At 51.9% G+C, this 17,740-nt stretch carries 15 protein-coding genes, 1 tRNA gene and 1 other RNA gene; 13 read left to right on the plus strand and 4 right to left on the minus strand.

The features are described from left to right. The first annotated feature begins 246 nt into the window (after positions 1-246). The 5 genes from ACR9EC_RS10835 to ACR9EC_RS10855 all read left to right on the plus strand — a co-directional run bounded on the left by ACR9EC_RS10835 (position 247) and on the right by ACR9EC_RS10855 (position 7,763). Positions 247-1,686, plus strand: coding sequence for a D-alanyl-D-alanine carboxypeptidase family protein (locus ACR9EC_RS10835; RefSeq protein WP_435299239.1), 1,440 nt, complete (start codon positions 247-249; stop codon positions 1,684-1,686). A 305-nt stretch (positions 1,687-1,991) separates the two neighbouring features. Beyond that, a complete protein-coding gene (locus tag ACR9EC_RS10840; RefSeq protein ID WP_435299240.1) occupies positions 1,992-2,783 on the plus strand; it encodes a hypothetical protein in 792 nt (263 codons plus the stop codon). A 135-nt stretch (positions 2,784-2,918) separates the two neighbouring features. Next, positions 2,919-4,175: a hypothetical protein gene (locus tag ACR9EC_RS10845; RefSeq protein WP_435299241.1), complete on the plus strand. Its 1,257-nt coding sequence runs from the start codon at positions 2,919-2,921 to the stop codon at positions 4,173-4,175. A 17-nt stretch (positions 4,176-4,192) separates the two neighbouring features. Continuing rightward, positions 4,193-6,169: a glycosyl hydrolase gene (locus tag ACR9EC_RS10850; protein WP_435299242.1), complete on the plus strand. Its 1,977-nt coding sequence runs from the start codon at positions 4,193-4,195 to the stop codon at positions 6,167-6,169. A 208-nt stretch (positions 6,170-6,377) separates the two neighbouring features. Further along, on the plus strand, positions 6,378-7,763 hold the full coding sequence (locus tag ACR9EC_RS10855) for a uracil-xanthine permease family protein (RefSeq protein ID WP_435299243.1): 1,386 nt from the start codon (positions 6,378-6,380) through the stop codon (positions 7,761-7,763). A gap of 70 nt (positions 7,764-7,833) precedes the next feature. Here ACR9EC_RS10855 and ACR9EC_RS10860 read toward each other — a convergent pair whose 3' ends face one another. The 3 genes from ACR9EC_RS10860 to ACR9EC_RS10870 all read right to left on the minus strand — a co-directional run bounded on the left by ACR9EC_RS10860 (position 7,834) and on the right by ACR9EC_RS10870 (position 8,910). Further along, complete coding sequence (locus tag ACR9EC_RS10860) at positions 7,834-7,968, minus strand: hypothetical protein (protein ID WP_435299244.1); 135 nt, start codon at positions 7,966-7,968, stop codon at positions 7,834-7,836. Positions 7,969-7,987: 19 nt separating this feature from the next. Then, positions 7,988-8,518 carry a LytR C-terminal domain-containing protein gene (locus ACR9EC_RS10865; RefSeq protein ID WP_435299245.1) on the minus strand — a complete coding sequence of 177 codons (531 nt, stop codon included), beginning with the start codon at positions 8,516-8,518 and terminating at the stop codon, positions 7,988-7,990. 92 nt (positions 8,519-8,610) lie between these two features. Next, positions 8,611-8,910 (minus strand): type II toxin-antitoxin system VapB family antitoxin, encoded by a 300-nt coding sequence (locus tag ACR9EC_RS10870; RefSeq protein WP_435299246.1) that lies wholly within the window; start codon positions 8,908-8,910, stop codon positions 8,611-8,613. A 212-nt stretch (positions 8,911-9,122) separates the two neighbouring features. On the opposite strand from ACR9EC_RS10870, the gene ACR9EC_RS10875 reads away from it, so the two are divergent. Both ACR9EC_RS10875 and ACR9EC_RS10880 read left to right on the plus strand, forming a co-directional pair. Then, a complete protein-coding gene (locus tag ACR9EC_RS10875) occupies positions 9,123-9,854 on the plus strand; it encodes a GNAT family N-acetyltransferase (protein WP_435299247.1) in 732 nt (243 codons plus the stop codon). 46 nt (positions 9,855-9,900) lie between these two features. Beyond that, the gene (locus ACR9EC_RS10880; RefSeq protein WP_435299248.1) at positions 9,901-10,296 is read left to right on the plus strand and encodes a hypothetical protein; all 396 of its coding nucleotides are present in this window, start codon (positions 9,901-9,903) and stop codon (positions 10,294-10,296) included. Between the two features lie 102 nt (positions 10,297-10,398). Here ACR9EC_RS10880 and ACR9EC_RS10885 read toward each other — a convergent pair. After that, positions 10,399-10,486: transfer RNA gene (locus ACR9EC_RS10885), tRNA-Ser, on the minus strand. Between the two features lie 220 nt (positions 10,487-10,706). On the opposite strand from ACR9EC_RS10885, the gene ffs reads away from it, so the two are divergent. From ffs to recR, 6 genes are all read left to right on the plus strand, one after another. Continuing rightward, positions 10,707-10,802, plus strand: an RNA gene (gene ffs, locus ACR9EC_RS10890) — signal recognition particle sRNA small type. Positions 10,803-11,415: 613 nt separating this feature from the next. Then, positions 11,416-12,321, plus strand: coding sequence for a MetQ/NlpA family ABC transporter substrate-binding protein (locus ACR9EC_RS10895; protein ID WP_435299249.1), 906 nt, complete (start codon positions 11,416-11,418; stop codon positions 12,319-12,321). Between the two features lie 128 nt (positions 12,322-12,449). Continuing rightward, a complete protein-coding gene (locus ACR9EC_RS10900) occupies positions 12,450-13,649 on the plus strand; it encodes a methionine ABC transporter ATP-binding protein (RefSeq protein ID WP_435299250.1) in 1,200 nt (399 codons plus the stop codon). Then, positions 13,646-14,338: a methionine ABC transporter permease gene (locus ACR9EC_RS10905; RefSeq protein WP_435299251.1), complete on the plus strand. Its 693-nt coding sequence runs from the start codon at positions 13,646-13,648 to the stop codon at positions 14,336-14,338. Before ACR9EC_RS10900 ends, ACR9EC_RS10905 begins: the two co-directional genes overlap by 4 nt. Positions 14,339-14,475: 137 nt before the next feature. After that, positions 14,476-17,061, plus strand: coding sequence for a DNA polymerase III subunit gamma and tau (locus ACR9EC_RS10910; protein WP_435299252.1), 2,586 nt, complete (start codon positions 14,476-14,478; stop codon positions 17,059-17,061). Positions 17,062-17,140: 79 nt separating this feature from the next. Beyond that, positions 17,141-17,740 (plus strand): recombination mediator RecR, encoded by a 600-nt coding sequence (gene recR / locus ACR9EC_RS10915; RefSeq protein ID WP_435299253.1) that lies wholly within the window; start codon positions 17,141-17,143, stop codon positions 17,738-17,740.

Below are 17,740 nucleotides of genomic sequence, written 5' to 3' on the forward strand. Positions count from 1 at the left end.
CCAATATGTAACACTCGATACGTTCATTTGGGAACAACTCACTGGGCATTACTGCCCATGCGGGTTGAGTCAGTGGACAACCGTCTATGACCAATAGCGCATGCGATGCTACAACCGCCAGCGTCCTTATGCGTACTGCGCACTTACTGCAGCCAACAGTTTTGTGCGTATGCCCCAGACCCCCATGGTGTAAAACCGCCGCAAGGACCAAGGTGATGAGTAATGGCAGCAGTTCGAGGAAGACGCATGGCGTCCAGCACGAAAAAGGGGCGTGGTAGCGCGTACAGCACCGCAAACCGCGCACACTATCAAGGCCGACGTGCACAAAGAAAACCACATGCACTCGGACGCCCCGTCATCGTTGCAGGAGCAGCATTCGTCGGAATCGTTGGTGTAACTGCTGCGCAAGCCGCCCAAACCACAACCATTGAGCAAACAGTTGCAGAGGACACGCCTAAAGCTGCAACCCAAGAAACAGTTCAAGAGATCGTCACCTCGGGTGCCAGCGACGCAGACCACGCAGTCATGAGAGCCGCAGAAGTGCTCTCTGACCCGGAAGTCATCTCGGCATCAAATAAATCTGTTCAGTCAGCGGCACAAGAACTCGAAACGCTACTTGCTGATCTTGAAGACCGTGCTAGCACAGACGCTCGGGCAGAAGCAGCAGCTTCACGTTCTACTGAACGTACCGCAATTGATGAGACTGTCGACGCCTCAGGTGGGGAAGAGACACCGGCCCAATCTGAAACCGCTGAGACTGAACAGCCAGAAGAGCCCGCCGCAGTAACTGAAGATGCTACGCAGCAAGAAGCAACTCCAGCCGTTGAGGAAAGCGCATCACCAGAAAGCGTAGAAGACCACACCGCGGAAACAAGCCTCGTTGACCTCACCGCATTAGCCGGTGACGTAACAGCAGCAACTGAAACGTATGTTGGTAAACACGCAGCCGATGAAAGCGACGCAGCTTCGCAGGACGAGCAAGACGCGGAGCAAGAAGCAGAGCTTAGTGACGTGCGTGCTGCCGTCATTGAAGAAGCGCAGACTCAAGGACCTCTTGAAGACCACCAGGCAACGGTCATCGTTGACGAAGGCGCTGTTTCAGTAGACCTCTCTGCTGAAGAAATTAAAGATGTTGAAGTAGCTACCGCAAAGCTCAAGAAACTACTCGACACGCAAACGCTGAGCGTTGTCCCAGCAAAAGAAATTGTGCGAGACTCGCTGGAAGTCGCTTGGGAAAAAGCTATCAAGCTAGCAGGCAGCACAAGTGGGTATTCGAACGGACAATTGCCCACTAGCGCGATGAGTGAATTAAAGGGAGCCTCAGGGCACTACGCCCGCAAGGATGCTGCTTTGCTTTTCAACGAGATGAACAAAGCGTTCAAAGCAAAATTTGGACGCAACATTAAACTTACCGACTCATACCGTTCCTACGGCTCACAGGTCGCCACAAAAGCAGCTAAAGGATGGCTTGCCGCGACTCCAGGCACATCAAACCACGGGTGGGGTCTTGCGCTCGACCTGTCTGGTGCAGAAGCAACTTGGGGTACTGCTGAACGAAACTGGCTTGTAAAGAACGGCTCAAAATACGGATGGATCTCTCCTGATTGGGCTCAAACAAGTAAACCGGAACCATGGCACTGGGAATTTGCTGGTGCAGAAGTTTCAGCAATCGCGAAGAAAATGTAGTGAAGATATTGGGTATTCGCTCCTGATGTGCTTGGGTAAAGTGACGTGCGTCGCTAACGTGGTGTTTGCCGCATGATTATGCGGTAAAAACGGACTTTTACTACATGACATATTCTTCAAAATTCAGTAAAGTAATTCAAAAGTTGTGAAGTTAGTCGCAGTGTCTGCCGATCTAGTAGGTGTACGCGACAATTGGAGTTTTCCAGGAGCTTCGCGCAGGGGGTTACTTCATATGGAGCAACAGGTTTAAGCCCTGTTAGGAAGGCGTGAACTAGCATGTCACGGGTGTCGTCGAAGTGGTCGGCATGAACAAGATTGCACTTTTAGTGATCGTTCTTGTGACGACTTTAGGCATGGGCCTCGCCGCTAGTTTGGGTATTTTTTCAGCTACGACCAGCGAAACATCGGTAGCTGAAGAAATCGAAACTGTGAGCAGCGAAATTGCCGCTTCTGATGTAGGGCTTACGGCAAGTGAACAATCCCAAGCTGCTATGACAGAAAGCGAAGAAAACGCTGCCCAAGAGCGTTCCCGTGAAGCAGAACGCCAAGTTGCTTTAGAACTGAAACTACAAGAGGTTCGCGATTCATATTTGTCCTTTGGGCAAGCCTTCCCGCAGGTTGTTGTGCACTATTCTGAAGGCGACAACTCGGCTGAATGTGCAGGAGAGCCAGCGTGTGTACTCGACGATTCCGGAGTGGAGATCGTCGTTGATAAAACTTGGGCGTTGAATGCTGATCAAAAGGACATGAAGTCAGCACTGGCTCGGGCACACGCAGATATTGCTTTCGGTACTCTGTGGGACTCGCGCCAAGAAGCGCTCAATGAAATCGAGAACGTCATCTCAATGTGCGAAATTGAGGAAGGGCGGGATGCTTCACTTGTGCGTTCCCCAACGGCCTCTGCTGACACTGATGAACTGCTGACATTTGAAGCAATGCGCGACGTTATCGTGTCGGTTATGGTGGCGGAAGACGCCGCCTTAGCGGTGTACCCGCAAGACCGCCACACGCAAAATCAAATTGAAGTAGCAACTGATATTGCTAGCGGAATTCACCCAACGATTGTTGTTCCCGCTGCAGATAAGGCATGTTCTTAAACTGCGTTGAACTAGTTTTTTTGAGGCTTCGGTGTTCGCACCGGAGCCTCATTGTGTTTACCGTAAGGTAGGACTCTTGCGGAGATTACGAAAACTATGTGCGGGTAACCCCTCCAAGGTGAGAGACTCATAAGTATGTTCGAACTCGATCAAGATGTTGCTGCAGATACCATCGAAATGTTTATTACTGTGGCTCCTCGTGATCCGCGTGGCGGAGCGCCACGGAGCGAAGACGCAATCGAGTACCTCGAGCCAGTGACGCTCGATGAACTCGCAGAGCAGTTTTTAAACTTGGGGATTCCCGCTCAGGTTATGGAAGGCGCTGAAGTTGGTGCGCCTGGCTGGGTGATCGCACGCACGTTGGGTCTGCGTGATGGTCGCGCACTGCGTTGGGCACCTGAAGAAAATACAACTGACACACAATTCCCGACGATGCCATTCGCTGATTTGGCCCGCTTTCTTGCTGAGCACCTCAATACGGATTGCCACCTTTCTGACCAGCCAAATATTCCGGTTGTGAAAGTGGACTTTGGTGATGTTGTTGTTGATTCCGCCCAGCATGGAACCGCACTCGTAGGTAAGTATCGATCGAATGATGGCCCACTGATCGCACATGACGCCCAAGAGGATGTGTGGTTTGCGCATAATCAGCCATGGAGTGTTGTCGCTGGAACAACGGCGGAGGCAGACCTCGGTGGGGTTCTGATGACGTCGGGGATGTATCCCGTTGTTGGTTTTGAACGCAACGGCCATTGGCGCAGAGTAGTGGTATCGATGGGCGGTCATGTGCAGCTGTTGCATGAGTGGGGTCCGCAATGGCAGACGGTTGATCCGCGAGTGGTTGAGACCGAGGAAATCATACGGTTGTTAAGCAGGGACGAAGAGAACGTTGCTGATCTGGTGTTAGATCACTTTGCGACACCGAGAGCAACAGCTCAAGACTTTGCAGATTTTTTTGAACTTTCTGAGGTAGAACTTGACCGGTTAGGTTTGGTCCTTGCTGCCCCGGAAATGGACGACCCGTTTACAGCTGTTGCTCGTATTTTGGGTTTGCCAGAGCAAGCTGCCGAGGTTGCTGAAGGATGGCGTGATCCAGCAACCTTAGACAACGCATGTAGGGTTGAAACGCAAGGGCTTTCTGCGGCAGTGTGGTCTTCTTTAACTACATCGCCTACAGAATCTGATGTTTCAGCGAAAATCAGTAGGCTCTGGATTGAGCGTCCGCCTTCTTACTACGTGCTCAATGGAGTGGAAACAGCGGCGTGGGCAGGTCTAGCAGTTGCAGCTAAACGACGCGGCCGACGTAAGTTGAGTGTTGTGTGTGGGGTGTTCGCGGCGTTATCGTTGGCAGATTTCTTTGTTCCAGCTAAATGGCGTGGACGAAAGCCCTGAAAGGATACAGTCCACATATGAGTGGAGAAAAGCAGGCGTTTAGCTTAGTTGGATATAACTTAGCAGAGACCAGTGTTGGTGATTCCTGTGCTGAGGCCATACATGTTTTACCCGTAACTACGGGTGTCAATATGCCGTTGTTGCATGGAGGTAAGGCGGTTCTTCCGCCAACGAATTCCTGGTTTTCGGGTTTGGCTTTTGGCTCGTCGGATTCAATTTTTCCGTTTCCGTATTCGTATATTCAAACCGCGCAAGGGTTTGTTTACGGACTGCCGAGGGTGACGACTTCACGCCATACCATTAGTGGTCCGGCTGCCCCCGACATCGATGTGTCGGTGGGAGCGTCGTCGTATAAGATCGCACACTATGACGCGGCAAGTGTAACTATCGAATTTTTGAATAAGAGTGGTCGGGTGTTGGGGCGTGCAGTCCTTGCCGAGGGCGTGCCGTACGTTTCGTATACCGCTGAAATCGCACATGACGTGACGTTATCGGAGCCTTTTGCGATGACTTATGAAACGTGTGCGACAGCGCGGGTTGAAGGTGCTCGTTATGGCCTTGTGACGACGGGAAAGTTCTCTTCACAGGTTATTAACTTGGCTGCTGGGCAATACGTTTCGTTGTTTGCTTTTCCTCATTTTCTTGATGAAGTGTCGCCGCAAGACCACGAGCGCCTAGTGTTGAAACTCGCCCATCATGCGATGTATCCGATCGTGCGCACTGAAGTGAGCGCGCATGTGCGTGAAGATGCTGTTGAAACAACTATTCGTTATATTGCCGTCGATAATGGTCCTGTCGCTGTTGCCCGCATGCCACATCAGCGTGGCGAAGAAACGCCAATTCTTGGCCTTTATACAACGGTGTATGGAACCGTTGATGTGGTTTCGAATAAGCGGTTGACATGGATGACACCAAAGATTACGCCCACGCACACGTTAGATATTTCGGCGTGGTCGCCACAGCAGCGGGCACGTGTCGTTGAGCAGGTTCGCTCTGATATGGCGGTTGCCCCGAATGCTCCACTCGACACATTTTTTGGGGGGAAGGCTCTTTACCGTGAAGCGCATATTGCGTACCTTGCGGATGTGCTTCAGGTTGAGGGGGCAGCAGAGTTCCGTGCCGGTGTGGAGGAGCGTTTTAAAGCGTGGTGTGCGCCTTCGTCTGCTGATGAGCCTCGTGGTTTCCTTTACGACGAAACGTGGCGCGGTGTCGTTGGGAAAGAGTCGTCGTTTGGTGCAGATGAGTTCAATGATCATCATGTGCAGTACGGGTATTTCCTTTATGTAGCGGCTTTGTTGTGTGAAGCTAATCCTGCACTTCTTGACGAGGTGCACCAGCGTGTGGATGCTTTGGTGTGGGACATTGCGAGCCCGTTGAGTAGCGATGCTGTTCCGTTATTGCGTGTTTTTGATCCGTATAAGGGTCATTCGTGGGCTGCAGGTGTTGCGTCGTCAGACGATGGGAATCATCAGCAGTCCGTGTTTGAAGCTGTGAACGCTTGGAATGCGGTTGCTTTGTGGGCTCAAACTACGCAGTGTTCGTGGATGTATGACTTGGCTGTGTGGATGCTGTCGTTGGAGTTCACATCGGCGCAAACTTATTGGACGAATTTCGATCATGATGATCCTGTGCGTGAGGCGTTTCAGCATTCCGTTGTGCCGTTTGTTTCTGGCGGCAAGCATGATTATGCGTCGTGGTTTGGTGGAGAAAAGTCGGCGCTTTTAGGGTTGCTTATTGTTCCTATGTCTCCTGTTGCTCAACGTCTTGCGTCTGATGCTGCTCGTATTCGGGAGAATGTGGTTGAGGCTTTTGGGTTCTTCCCTGATTTTGAGGCGTCTTTTGGTGATTACGCTGTCATGTATGCCGCTTTATGTGGTGGGCGAGATGCTGAAGAGGCGTGGGAGATCGCTTTACGCTTGTCTGACGATGTTTATGACGGCGGGAATTCTAAATCTTATACGCTTGCTTGGATAGCGTCTTGTTGCGCGTCGTAAGTAAAAGTGACGAAAAACATGAGCGTGCATTATCCGTTTTTAGTATGCTTTTGAGCCGCTTTTTAAAAATAATCGTAAAGGCTGGGTGAATTTTCCTTCGAAAACACAGTATTCTCCCGTAGGGCTACACTCGTGGCCAGGTAGGCGCGTGGGTCTGTTTTAGTCAGAACATGATGTGCCTACATCCCTTTTATTCGGAGGAGAAACAGTGAGTTTCGGTTGGAAGCTGTTCGGCGACGGCCGCACGATTGGACCCAAGGATGTGGTGGCTCCCTCGGAGCGCCTGTCGTGGCCGCGGACTATCGGAATAGGTTTGCAACACATCGTAGCGATGTTTGGTGCAACATTCCTTGTGCCGCTTTTAACGGGTTTCCCGCCGGCGACTACGTTGTTTTTCTCGGCGTTGGGAACTTTACTGTTCCTTGTCATCACAGGTAACAGGCTGCCAAGCTACTTGGGGTCGAGCTTTGCGTTTATTGCGCCGATTATTGCTGCGACTACAAGCAGCGGCCATGCTGTTGCAACGGGCGGTATCTTAGCTGCTGGTGTGTTGTTGGCTATTATTGGTTTGATCGTTCACTTTGCTGGTGTGCGCTGGATTGAAGTTCTTATGCCACCGATTGTTACTGGAACGATTGTTGCGCTTATTGGTTTTAACCTTGCTCCTGCTGCGTGGGCTTCGAAGAGTCTGCTTAAAGACGATGATGGCCGAGTCATCCTTGATGAGGCTGGGCAAGTTATCACTGTCATTGATGGTGGATTTTTAGCTTCGCCGGTGACTGCGCTTGTCACGCTGGGGTCAATCATTTTGATCACTGTTGTGTTTAAGGGAATTATTGGCCGGTTGGCTATCTTGTTCGGTGTCGCAATTGGGTACACGTTTGCTGCTGTGCGTGGCGAAATTGATTACACCAAGATCAGCGAGGCCAAGTGGTTTGGTTTGCCTGAATTTACGTCACCGCAGTTTGATATTTCTGTACTTGGTTTGTTCTTGCCTGTCGTTTTTGTGCTTGTTGCAGAGAACATCGGTCACGTTAAGTCGGTTGCTGCGATGACTGGCGAGAACTTAGATAAGTTGTCTGGCCGCGCGTTGTTCGCTGATGGTCTTGCGACGTCGTTTGCGGGTCTTGGTGGTGGTTCGGGTACAACAACGTACGCTGAGAACATCGGCGTTATGGCTGCTACTCGTGTGTATTCGACTGCTGCATACTGGGTTGCTGGTATTGGTGCGTTGCTTTTGAGTTTGTCGCCTAAGTTTGGTGCGGCTATTGCGACGGTTCCTGCTGGTGTGCTGGGCGGTGCGGCTACTTTGCTGTACGGCATGATCGGTATGCTCGGTGTGCGTATTTGGATGCAAAACCGGGTTGATTTTTCAAACCCAATTAACTTGACCTCTGCTGCTGTCCCACTCATCGTGGGTATGGCTAACTTTACGTGGAATGCTGGCGACCTAACCTTTGAAGGTATTGCTTTGGGTACCGCTGCGGCGCTGGTTGTTTACCACGTGATGACGGCACTATCTAAGTGGTGTGGTACTCACGACGAACCTGTTTCGCCTGCGTCTGTGCCGGGTGGCGCTGAACTGGAGAAGTAGTAGAGACGTATAAAAAGGGGTGGGGTCGCACAACCTAGGTTGTGCGACCCCACCCCTTTTTATGAGGTACTTAGGCGCCTTCGGACTCGGTTTTTTCAGCCTCGTCTTTTTGTTCTTGTGCAGGTTCGTCTTCGTCGATGCTTTCAGGTGGCTCAACTTTGTTGGTGAGTTCCCATAGCGGTTGGCATCCTTCGAGGGACACCATTGGCGTTTCGGAATCTAATTCAATGGAGTCTGATGGCAGGAGTGACTTGAAGCTTTTCACCAATGTGGATATCAATGGTTTTGCCTTCGCGGGTGTCATCGAGGATGAGGGCGGCGCTTGGTACGTGGGCGTGAAGTGTGTAGGCGGCGCGTATGCCATCTATTCCGAAGATGATGGCTGTGGTGTTGCGTTTCGCTTCGGCGTTGCCTGTTTCTTTAACGTTGAGGCCACGTTTTTTCAGGTCGTTGGCGACGATTCCAGCGAATCCGTTTTTCTCAGAAGCGTTGTATACGTTCACTGCGATTTTCTTTGCGCCTAGGGGCAAAGTTTTATCGGGTAAGCACGCTGTGGGGAAAACTTCGTCTTGTGCTTGTTCTTCGTAACTGAAGCCTGGGTCGAAGGGAAGTCCTATGGCGTCGTTATAGACAGCGACTGCCCATAGTGCGATGACGCCGAGTGTGGCAGCGAGAGTTCCGAAGATTACTGCTTGGCGTTCTCGAACGCGTCGTCGACGGATTGCGCGTGCCTTTTTGATTTGTTCTTGCGTCACAGTGCTGACTTACCTCGTGTGGGATAGACCTTATGTAAAGGGTACTTCAGATACTAAAAATCTTCCGACTGGAAGGTTTTTGCGTTGGTGGTTTATTCGTCGAGCACGTACACCCGGGCGTGAAGCATCATGCGTTGCTGCAACGCTGCACGAACAGCACGATGGAGCCCATCTTCTAAATACATGACGCCTTGATACTGAATGACGTGAGCAAACAGGTCACCGTAAAACGTAGAGTCTTCGGTAAGAAGAGTGTCCAGGTCGAGAGTTCGCTTTGTTGTAACGAGGTCTGATAGTCGTACTTGGCGTGGCGCAATAGCAGCCCAATCACGTGCCGTCGTTAACTCGTGTTCTGGGTACGGACGGCCATCACCGACACGTTTGAAAATCATGGGTTCCAGTGTATCTATGCGCGGTTTGATGGTGAGAGAGGCCTAGCGGGAAGGTCGTGAGCATTGGAGGGTGAAATCGTGAAGGTGGCCTTGTGTTTGTGTGACAGCTTGTTGTCAGCCTTTTCCCAAAAAATAAGGCGACACGGCTTTACTGGTCATGCACGATGTAACCAAACATGATTTTGATCCAATAAGACCTTGCAGGTGACCGCATGTATGATGAGCGCTTTTTAAGTCAGGCAACATATGAAGCGTGGTTTGTGCCGTTTCATTCCGGGCGTGTCCTATATGACGATGGCTCCGTCAAAATTGTTGAAAACACAAAGATGCGTGCGCAAGACAAAGCAATGGTGATGATGCTTGAAGACGGCAGCACATTGTGTGCTCTCAACGCAGGGCTTGGAATGACTCTGCCAGCGAAGAACGCTGCTCAACTCACGCGCGAAGATCTGCTGCGTATGGTTGGGAAACTTCCAGGCAAAATGTACGACGCAGACTACATTTTTTCGTACACCCCAGCGAGCCTCGAAAGCCTTGTCGCTGGTGAAGACCCTGCCTCGATTCGAATGTTAGGGCCTGACGACGATGAACTATTCCAAACATTCCAGGCGCAAGCGTCAGAAGACGATAAAGAAGAAGCCTACGTTGAACTTGATCACTGGAGTGTGGTTGGTCTATTTGAAGACGATGAACTTGTAGCGGTATCGAGTGCTTACCCATGGGGGAGTACTTCAATGGCTGACATTGGCGTGCTTACGCTAGAAAAAGCGCGCGGTCGCGGTTATGGGCGCGTCGTCGTGCAAGCCATGGCGAGAAATATTGTTGCTCGCGGTTACGAACCCTTGTATCGATGCGATATGACTAACAGCGCATCCTCGGCAACTGCACGGTCGGCAGGCTTTACTGAGATAGGCCAGTGGGTCATTGTCTCCGATAGCGAATAGCTAGACTGGAGTGCAGTTACATTCTTTTGAACAGGAAGCGTATTTTATGAACAAAATACGGTGTGCGTGTGCTGTCCTCGCGGCGTCTACAGCTCTAGGCGGGTTGTTAGGAATGCTCATCAGTGTTTCTAGCAGTTGGTTTGCGTTTATGGGCTTGCTGGGAATCCTTGCTGGATTTACTGTAGGCGTGGGAGCTGTTGCTGGTGCAAGCCTCTCGGAGGCAGTCTTACATAAACAAGAAATGCACGTTCGTCATTGTGGACTCACGGTAGGGAGCGCCGTGGGTGCAGCTGGTGCGGTTGTTCTCACTGATGGCATGTTGCCTTACGATAGCGCCAACATTGCGGTTGCGATTTTCATACCTGTGATTGTTGCAGCCATTTTTGTTTTCGTGGGGTTCCGCTTTCGCGCAAAGATAGAAACCTCATTGCAGAGCATCTGAATAGCGTGTGACTCTACTGCGGTTTGCGAACGGGTTAATCGAGTCATCGGAAATGAAACGCAAAATGCCTCCGATGTGCTTAGCGCATCAGAGGCATTTCTTTGGCGGAGGATAGGGGATTCGAACCCCTGAGGGCTTGCACCCAACACGCTTTCCAAGCGTGCGCCATAGGCCACTAGGCGAATCCTCCATGCTGAACTTTCTTCACGTGAACGCGAAGACTCCAGCCAGAAAAGCGTACCGAACTTTTCTCAAAAACCCGAATCCTCATCCGCAAAGTGATGCATCACACGCCTAGTGTGTGCTTCCTGCGGGCTGTTAGGTAAGCGACGTGTGCGTCGGTAGTTATTTTCTTTGTTGGCTGTGGGTGAACGGATTTAAGTATCTGCGTTCGATGAGATACGCTGGAGGTCGACTCCTCGTGTGGCGTCATCTCACTGAATCCCCCAGGGCAGGAATGCAGCAAGGGCAGGTGGGCTCTGGCGGGTGCGCGAGGGGTCTTTTGTTTTATGTGCTCTAGTCAACATAAAAATTCGCTGACCGAAAAGGTCGTGTTCGGGCTCGACCGCCCACCCGACTCACCGAAATCTTGAAATGTGGAACTTTTTTCACGCGGCGTGTCTCATTTATTGAAACAAGAAGTGTCTGTCGTGACCGCTTTTAACCACTTAACCAATGTTTTGTGCGCGGTTTTTCGTTCCACACTTCGAGACGACGAGTGTGTTGCTGGCGTTAACGCCCGCACACCCGTCATGATTAATGCATGTTCAGTACACAGCACCCCGCAAGCATGCGCACGGCCACAATGCCACGCATCATGTGCTGTGCCATGCGCTCAATGCTCAGTGGGTGTCCTCGCTAAACCGCGACGTCACCCGAATCGAGTACAGACTCGATACGAGCACGACCCGTACTCCGCGGTTTGTGCACTTGTAGCGCTGTGATTTCTTGTGACGCCTCAACAGCAAGAAACACTGACTAGAAACCACATTTTCAGTTTCACGCCATTCGGCATGCGAAGAACCAGCTGAAAGGTTTCGCATGGCTGGTAAGCCATTCAACGTTCCGTAGGGCCACGGCCCGCGCAGGTAACCCCTGCACCATTATTTGGAGAATCCAATGTCACGCACGTCCCTTTTGAAGTCCCTCGCCGCTGTAGCAGCTGCAGCCACACTCACCTTCTCGTTAACTGCATGCGGAAACGACAATGCAAAAGAAAACGAGTCAAGCGCAAAGGGAACAAAAGACAACCCAGTCACGATCGGTGTCGTCGGCGCAGAAGACTACTGGCCAACCTTCGAAGCAGAAGCAGAAAAGCAAGGCATCCACGTAGAGATCCGCGACCTCGCCGCATACGACCTACCAAACACTGCACTTACAGACGGTGACCTTGACCTTAACCAGTTCCAACACCTCCTGTTCCTTGCAGGCTACAACGTTGAAGCTGGCGAAGACCTCACACCAATCGGGGCAACTGCTGTCTACCCGCTAGGCGTTTACTCCAAAAAGCACACCTCCATCGACCAAATCAAAGGTGGAGACGTCGCAGTACCAAACGACCCAACAAACCTTTCCCGTGCACTCCTCGTGCTACAAGATGCAGGTTTAATCAAACTTCGTGACGGCGGAACAGCGTTCTCAACAGAGTTCGATGTACTACCAGAATCCATCGTCAAGGTAATCCCAGTAGACGCAACGCAGACAGTTCTTTCTCTCCCAGACGTAGAAGCATCCGTTGTTAACAACGACTTCCTCAAAGACGCTGGACTGAAAGCAACAGACGCAATCTACAAAGACTCGGCTGACTCCGAAGGTGCACGCCCATACATCAACATTTGGGTATCACGTGCAGAAGACAAAGACAACGAAACCTTCAAGAAGCTCGTAGACATCTACAAGACGCAGCCAATCCAAGACGGCGTACTTGCCGCATCCGACGGAACCGCAGCATTTGCGAACCAAACGGGCGCAGAACTCGAAGGGTACCTCACCCAAATCGAAGAAGACCTCAAGGCAAGCAAGTAACACGTATCGCATTACAAAGGCGACCCCCACACTTTATGCTGTGCACAGGGGGTCGCCTTTGCGGCGTCTACGGCACTGACCTTCCACACAGGAAATAATGCGATGCCGTTGCAGAATCGGAGCCAAAAATGAGTCACCCCACAACACCAATTGTGGAATTTAAAAACGCGGAAAAACATTTCGCAGCAAAATCTGGGGCAGTCAAAGCCGTTGACGATGTAACGCTCACCATCGACAGCGGAGAAATCTTTGGTGTCATCGGATACTCAGGTGCAGGAAAATCAACGCTTGTACGCATGATTAACGCGCTCGAGCCTGCCACCGGCGGTCACGTTATCGTCGACGGAAAAGATCTGTCCCAACTCAACGAAAACGCTTTGCGGAAAATCCGATTAGAAATCGGCATGATCTTCCAACAGTTCAACCTGCTGCAATCACGAACTGTCGCATCAAACATTTCATACCCGCTAGAAGTCGCCAAAGTTCCGAAAAGCGAACGGCAAAAACGAGTCGACGAACTCCTAGAATTTGTGGGCCTCGCAGACAAAAAGAAAGCTTATCCCTCGCAGCTGTCAGGCGGGCAAAAGCAGCGTGTAGGAATCGCTCGGGCGCTTGCAACAAACCCCAAAATCCTACTTGCGGACGAATCCACATCTGCGCTTGACCCAGAAACCACAAGTGACGTCCTTGAACTCCTTGACCGCGTCAATAAAGAACTGGGCATAACCATTGTTGTTATTACCCACGAAATGGACGTCGTCAAACAAATCTGCGACCGCGTTGCAGTCATGGAACATGGGAAAGTCGTCGAGACTGGCAACGTGTATCAAGTGTTCTCACACCCACAACACGTGGCAACCAAAAAGTTTGTTTCCACAGCAATAAAAGACAAACCAGACCCTAAAACCCTCGTTCGGTTGCGTGAACGTCACACAGAACACCTCATCACCGTTTTCGTTCACGAAGACGGCGGATACGGCCGACGAATCACCGACGTACTCCACGAACACAACGTTCGCGGCGGCATCATTTACGGTGGAATCTCAGAAATCAAGCAGCGACCTTTCGGTTCGCTCACGTGGGGCCTAGAAGGCAGCAGCGAAAACATTGCTGCAGTTATTGCTGAACTCAGCAAATACACGGATGTCGTTGATTTAGGTACATCGGAGCATCCTATTGACGGGTTCGGATATGCAGACATCGACTTTACTGATGGTGAACCAGCCGACTACGTCGACCACTACGCCCAAACTGAACAAGAACTAGACGACAACGACGCACCAGCAGACAACAAAAAGACACGCTTCTTTGGAGGGAAAAAGAAATGATCACCCTTCAAACACCAGTATTCACCGAAACAAACTGGGACATTATGGGTCCAGCCCTGTGGGAAGCCTTCGGCCAAACCCTCTACATGGTTGGTGTCTCGATACTCATTAGTGGGTTCTGTGGCCTCCTCCTCGGCCTTGCGTTATACATAACCCGACCTGGGAACCTGTTCCAAAACAAGGTTGTGTTTAACGTTCTCAACTTCATCATCAACCTTGTGCGGCCCATACCGTTCATCATTTTCATTGCAGCGATTGGGCCACTCACGCGGCAAATCGTTGGTACCACCATCGGCCAAGACGCAGCAATATTTGCTATAGCAATCATGGCTTCATTCGCGTTCTCCCGACTCGTCGAACAAAACCTAGTTGCGTTAGACCCCGGCGTTATTGAAGCTGCCCGCGCAATGGGCGCCTCCAAATTGCGGGTTATCCGAACCGTAATTATTCCTGAAGCGCTTGGCCCACTCATCCTGGCATACACGTTCCTCTTCATTGGGGTTGTCGACATGTCTGCGATGGCTGGACTGGTTGGTGCAGGCGGTCTTGGTGACTTTGCGATCCGTCACGGACACCAACGCATGAACACAGAGATCACAATCGCCGCGCTGATCCTGATCATTCTCGTTGTGCAGTTCACGCAATTCTTTGGAAACTGGCTGGCTCGACGAGTCCTACACCGTCAGTGATCAAACCCACCAATATGCACACCAATGTTTCCCCAACACTGCAAGTGTTGGGGAAACATTGTTTATAAGCGTGAAGACGTACAAAAAATCCTGACCTGCGCACGCATGAACCCAGCGATCTCTACTAAGGTTGCTGTGTGAGCACAGCACTATATCGTCGATACCGCCCTGACACCTTCGCGGACATGATCGGTCAAGAACACGTGACCGAGCCGCTCATGCAGGCTCTACGTTCCAACCGAGTCAACCACGCATACTTGTTCTCTGGGCCTAGAGGCTGCGGAAAAACAACCTCTGCGCGCATCCTCGCGCGCATCCTTAACTGTGCTCAAAATACAGAAGCCACCCCCACAGCAACACCGTGCGGCACCTGCCCATCATGCCTTGAACTGGCAACAGGCGGACCCGGCTCACTTGACGTTGTTGAAATTGACGCAGCCTCACACGGTGGTGTCGACGACGCACGCGACCTCCGTGAACGTGCAACGTTTAGCCCAACCCGCGACCGCTTCAAAATATTTATTCTCGACGAAGCCCACATGGTTACAGCTCAAGGGTTTAACGCCCTGCTGAAAATCGTTGAAGAACCACCGCCATATTTAAAATTCATTTTTGCAACAACCGAACCGGAAAAAGTGATTGGTACTATCCGATCCCGTACCCACCACTATCCGTTCAAACTTGTTGCACCCGAAACAATGCACGCCTACCTAGTAGACCTGTGCGCTTCAGAAAACATCACCGCAGAAGACGGCGTGCTCCAACTGGTGGTGCGGGCCGGAGGCGGATCCGTTCGTGACACGCTATCCGTATTGGATCAACTCATCGCTGGCGCCCAGAACGGGGAACTGCATTACAACCAAGCGGCAGCACTGCTGGGCTTTACCCCCAGTACACTTCTCGACGATGTGGTCGAAGCCTTGGCGCAACGCAACGGTGCAGCACTGTTTAAGGTGATTGAACACATCATCGCAACAGGCCACGAACCACGACGATTCATTGAGGATCTCCTAGAACGCCTACGCGACCTCATCGTTATCGCGCTATCAGGTGAAAGCGCCACAACTGTGTTGGCAACAGTTCCAACTGACCAATACGCGCGGATGGAAGCGCAAGCACGCATGCTTGGTGTTGCTGAGCTATCTCGTGCTGCTGACGTTACTAACACAGCTCTTTCTGACATGAGTGGAGCTACTTCGCCGCGACTCCACCTCGAACTGCTATGTGCACGCCTGCTGCTGCCTGCCGCAGACAACACAGCTCAAGGGCTAGGCGCACGCATAGACGGAATCGAACGGACCCTCGCACAAGGCCTACCCGCAGCACCGCAGGCACAGCACATTCCTGTCAGTGACGAACCTGCTGCACCCGTGGAAGCTGCCGACGCCGCTGAACATAGTGCAGAGCGCACAGCGCCTATTGCTACAGCAGATGGAACTCGTCGCGGATCACTGCGTCCAGAATCTACTCGTCGTAAACCAGCACAGCAGCCACACACACCGAAGCCGGTAGTGCCAGAGTCCACTGCTATGTCGTCCGCAGCGCCAACGGCTACTAGCCCGCAAGCAACAGGAATATTCGGGCAGCCGCAGCCAACTCCACAAGAGCCAGTCGCCGCGGCCGCACCTGAACAGTCCATAAACAATGCGCCTGAATCGTCACCAGCCACCGAAAAAACACAGGGCGATGTGACAGGTGCAGATGCTGGGCCTGCGCCTAGCGTCGAACTTGACGTGTTTAAAAAACGTTGGCCTGATGTGCTCGACGCACTGACACGACAATCGCGTGCTTCGTGGGCGCTCGTTAACCAATACGCAGAAATTGTTGGCTTAGATGCGCAGACGCTCTACATCGCGCTGCCTAACCCACAACTCGTTGGAACCCTTAACACTCGTGGGGGCGACCAACACATTGCTGCCGCAGTGCACGAAACGTTAGGGTTCACAGTCTCAGTCCTCATCGATGTAGCAGGCTCGCCAGCACTCACACCAGCCCCGTCAAGCGTCTCGACACACATCGAACCAGAACCTGCTTCGCCTGCACCACAAGCAGAAGAAACCCCGCAGCCACCAGCAGACCCCGAAGAGCCAGAAAAACCAACATCAACACCATTTGATGCCCAAGCAACAGTAAGTATCTTCGGTGCGGCAGTAGGGGCTCTCGCAGGGACGAACAAACTGCACTCAACAACCCCACCAACGATCGGCTCAGCAACAGAAGCTGTAGTCGATGAGCTTCGGACACCGACTCGTGATGCCGCAGAACATCCACAATTCGCTCCGCCGCCTGCTGCCCCCGATCTACGTCATGCACAACAATCGGCAGCCACAGCAGAATCTGCCCCACCGCAATGGGATACCCCTCCTGAGCCTCCTGCCCATGAGGACTATCCGCCGGCTGAATACCCAACAGACAACGTAGGGCCCGCCAACGGAACACCTGGTATGCGCCAGGACACGGCCTCTACACCTGTTCCCGCACACACGGCAGCACCAACAAGCCCATCACCCGCAGGCTCCGTACCTCCTTGGGAAGAGTCGCCTCGTCGTGCAGCAGAACGTCGCGCCCAAGAACAAGCCGCGCAAGATGCAGTGCGAAAAGCGATCGTCGACGATCCACAGCCCGATGATGAAGACCTAGAATCCTCAAACCTTGTTGGCGTGCCACTTATCAAACACATGCTAGGTGGAGTAGTCATAGAGGAAATAACCGACGAGGTGTAAGCCACACACTGTGAAAACACGAACGCGTGTCACACGCGTTCGTGCCAGTGATACTGCTTGAAACAAGTAGTCTTGAACCGTGTATGAAGGCGCAGTACAAGATCTTATTGACGAACTCGGCCGACTCCCAGGAGTCGGCCCTAAGAGTGCCCAACGCATCGCTTTTCATGTTTTGAGCGCAGACAACGACGATATAAAACGGCTCGTAGATGCGCTTATCGAGGTGAAACGTAAGGTGAGGTTCTGCGAGATTTGCGGAAACGTTTCAGAAGACACTCACTGCAGAATATGCCTCGACCAGCGTCGCTCTAACGCAGTTATTTGTGTCGTTGAAGAAGCAAAAGACGTTGTTGCAATTGAACGCACCCGTGAGTTCCGTGGACGCTACCACGTGCTCGGCGGAGCGATTAACCCCATGGATAACGTAGGCCCAGACGACCTACGCATCAAAGAGTTGTTAGCGCGTCTTGCCGACGACACAGTGCAAGAAATTATTTTGGCGATGGACCCCAACGTTGAAGGCGAAGCAACCGCAACATATTTAGCCCGCCTGCTAGGAACTATGGGAATACGTGTGACACGTCTAGCCTCAGGGCTACCAGTTGGGGGAGACTTGGAATACGCTGACGAGGTAACACTTGGACGAGCGTTCGAAGGCCGACGACTCATGGGAAACTAA

The sequence above is a fragment of the Timonella sp. A28 genome, from assembly GCF_051200815.1.
Classification (GTDB): Bacteria; Actinomycetota; Actinomycetes; order Actinomycetales; family Cellulomonadaceae; genus Timonella.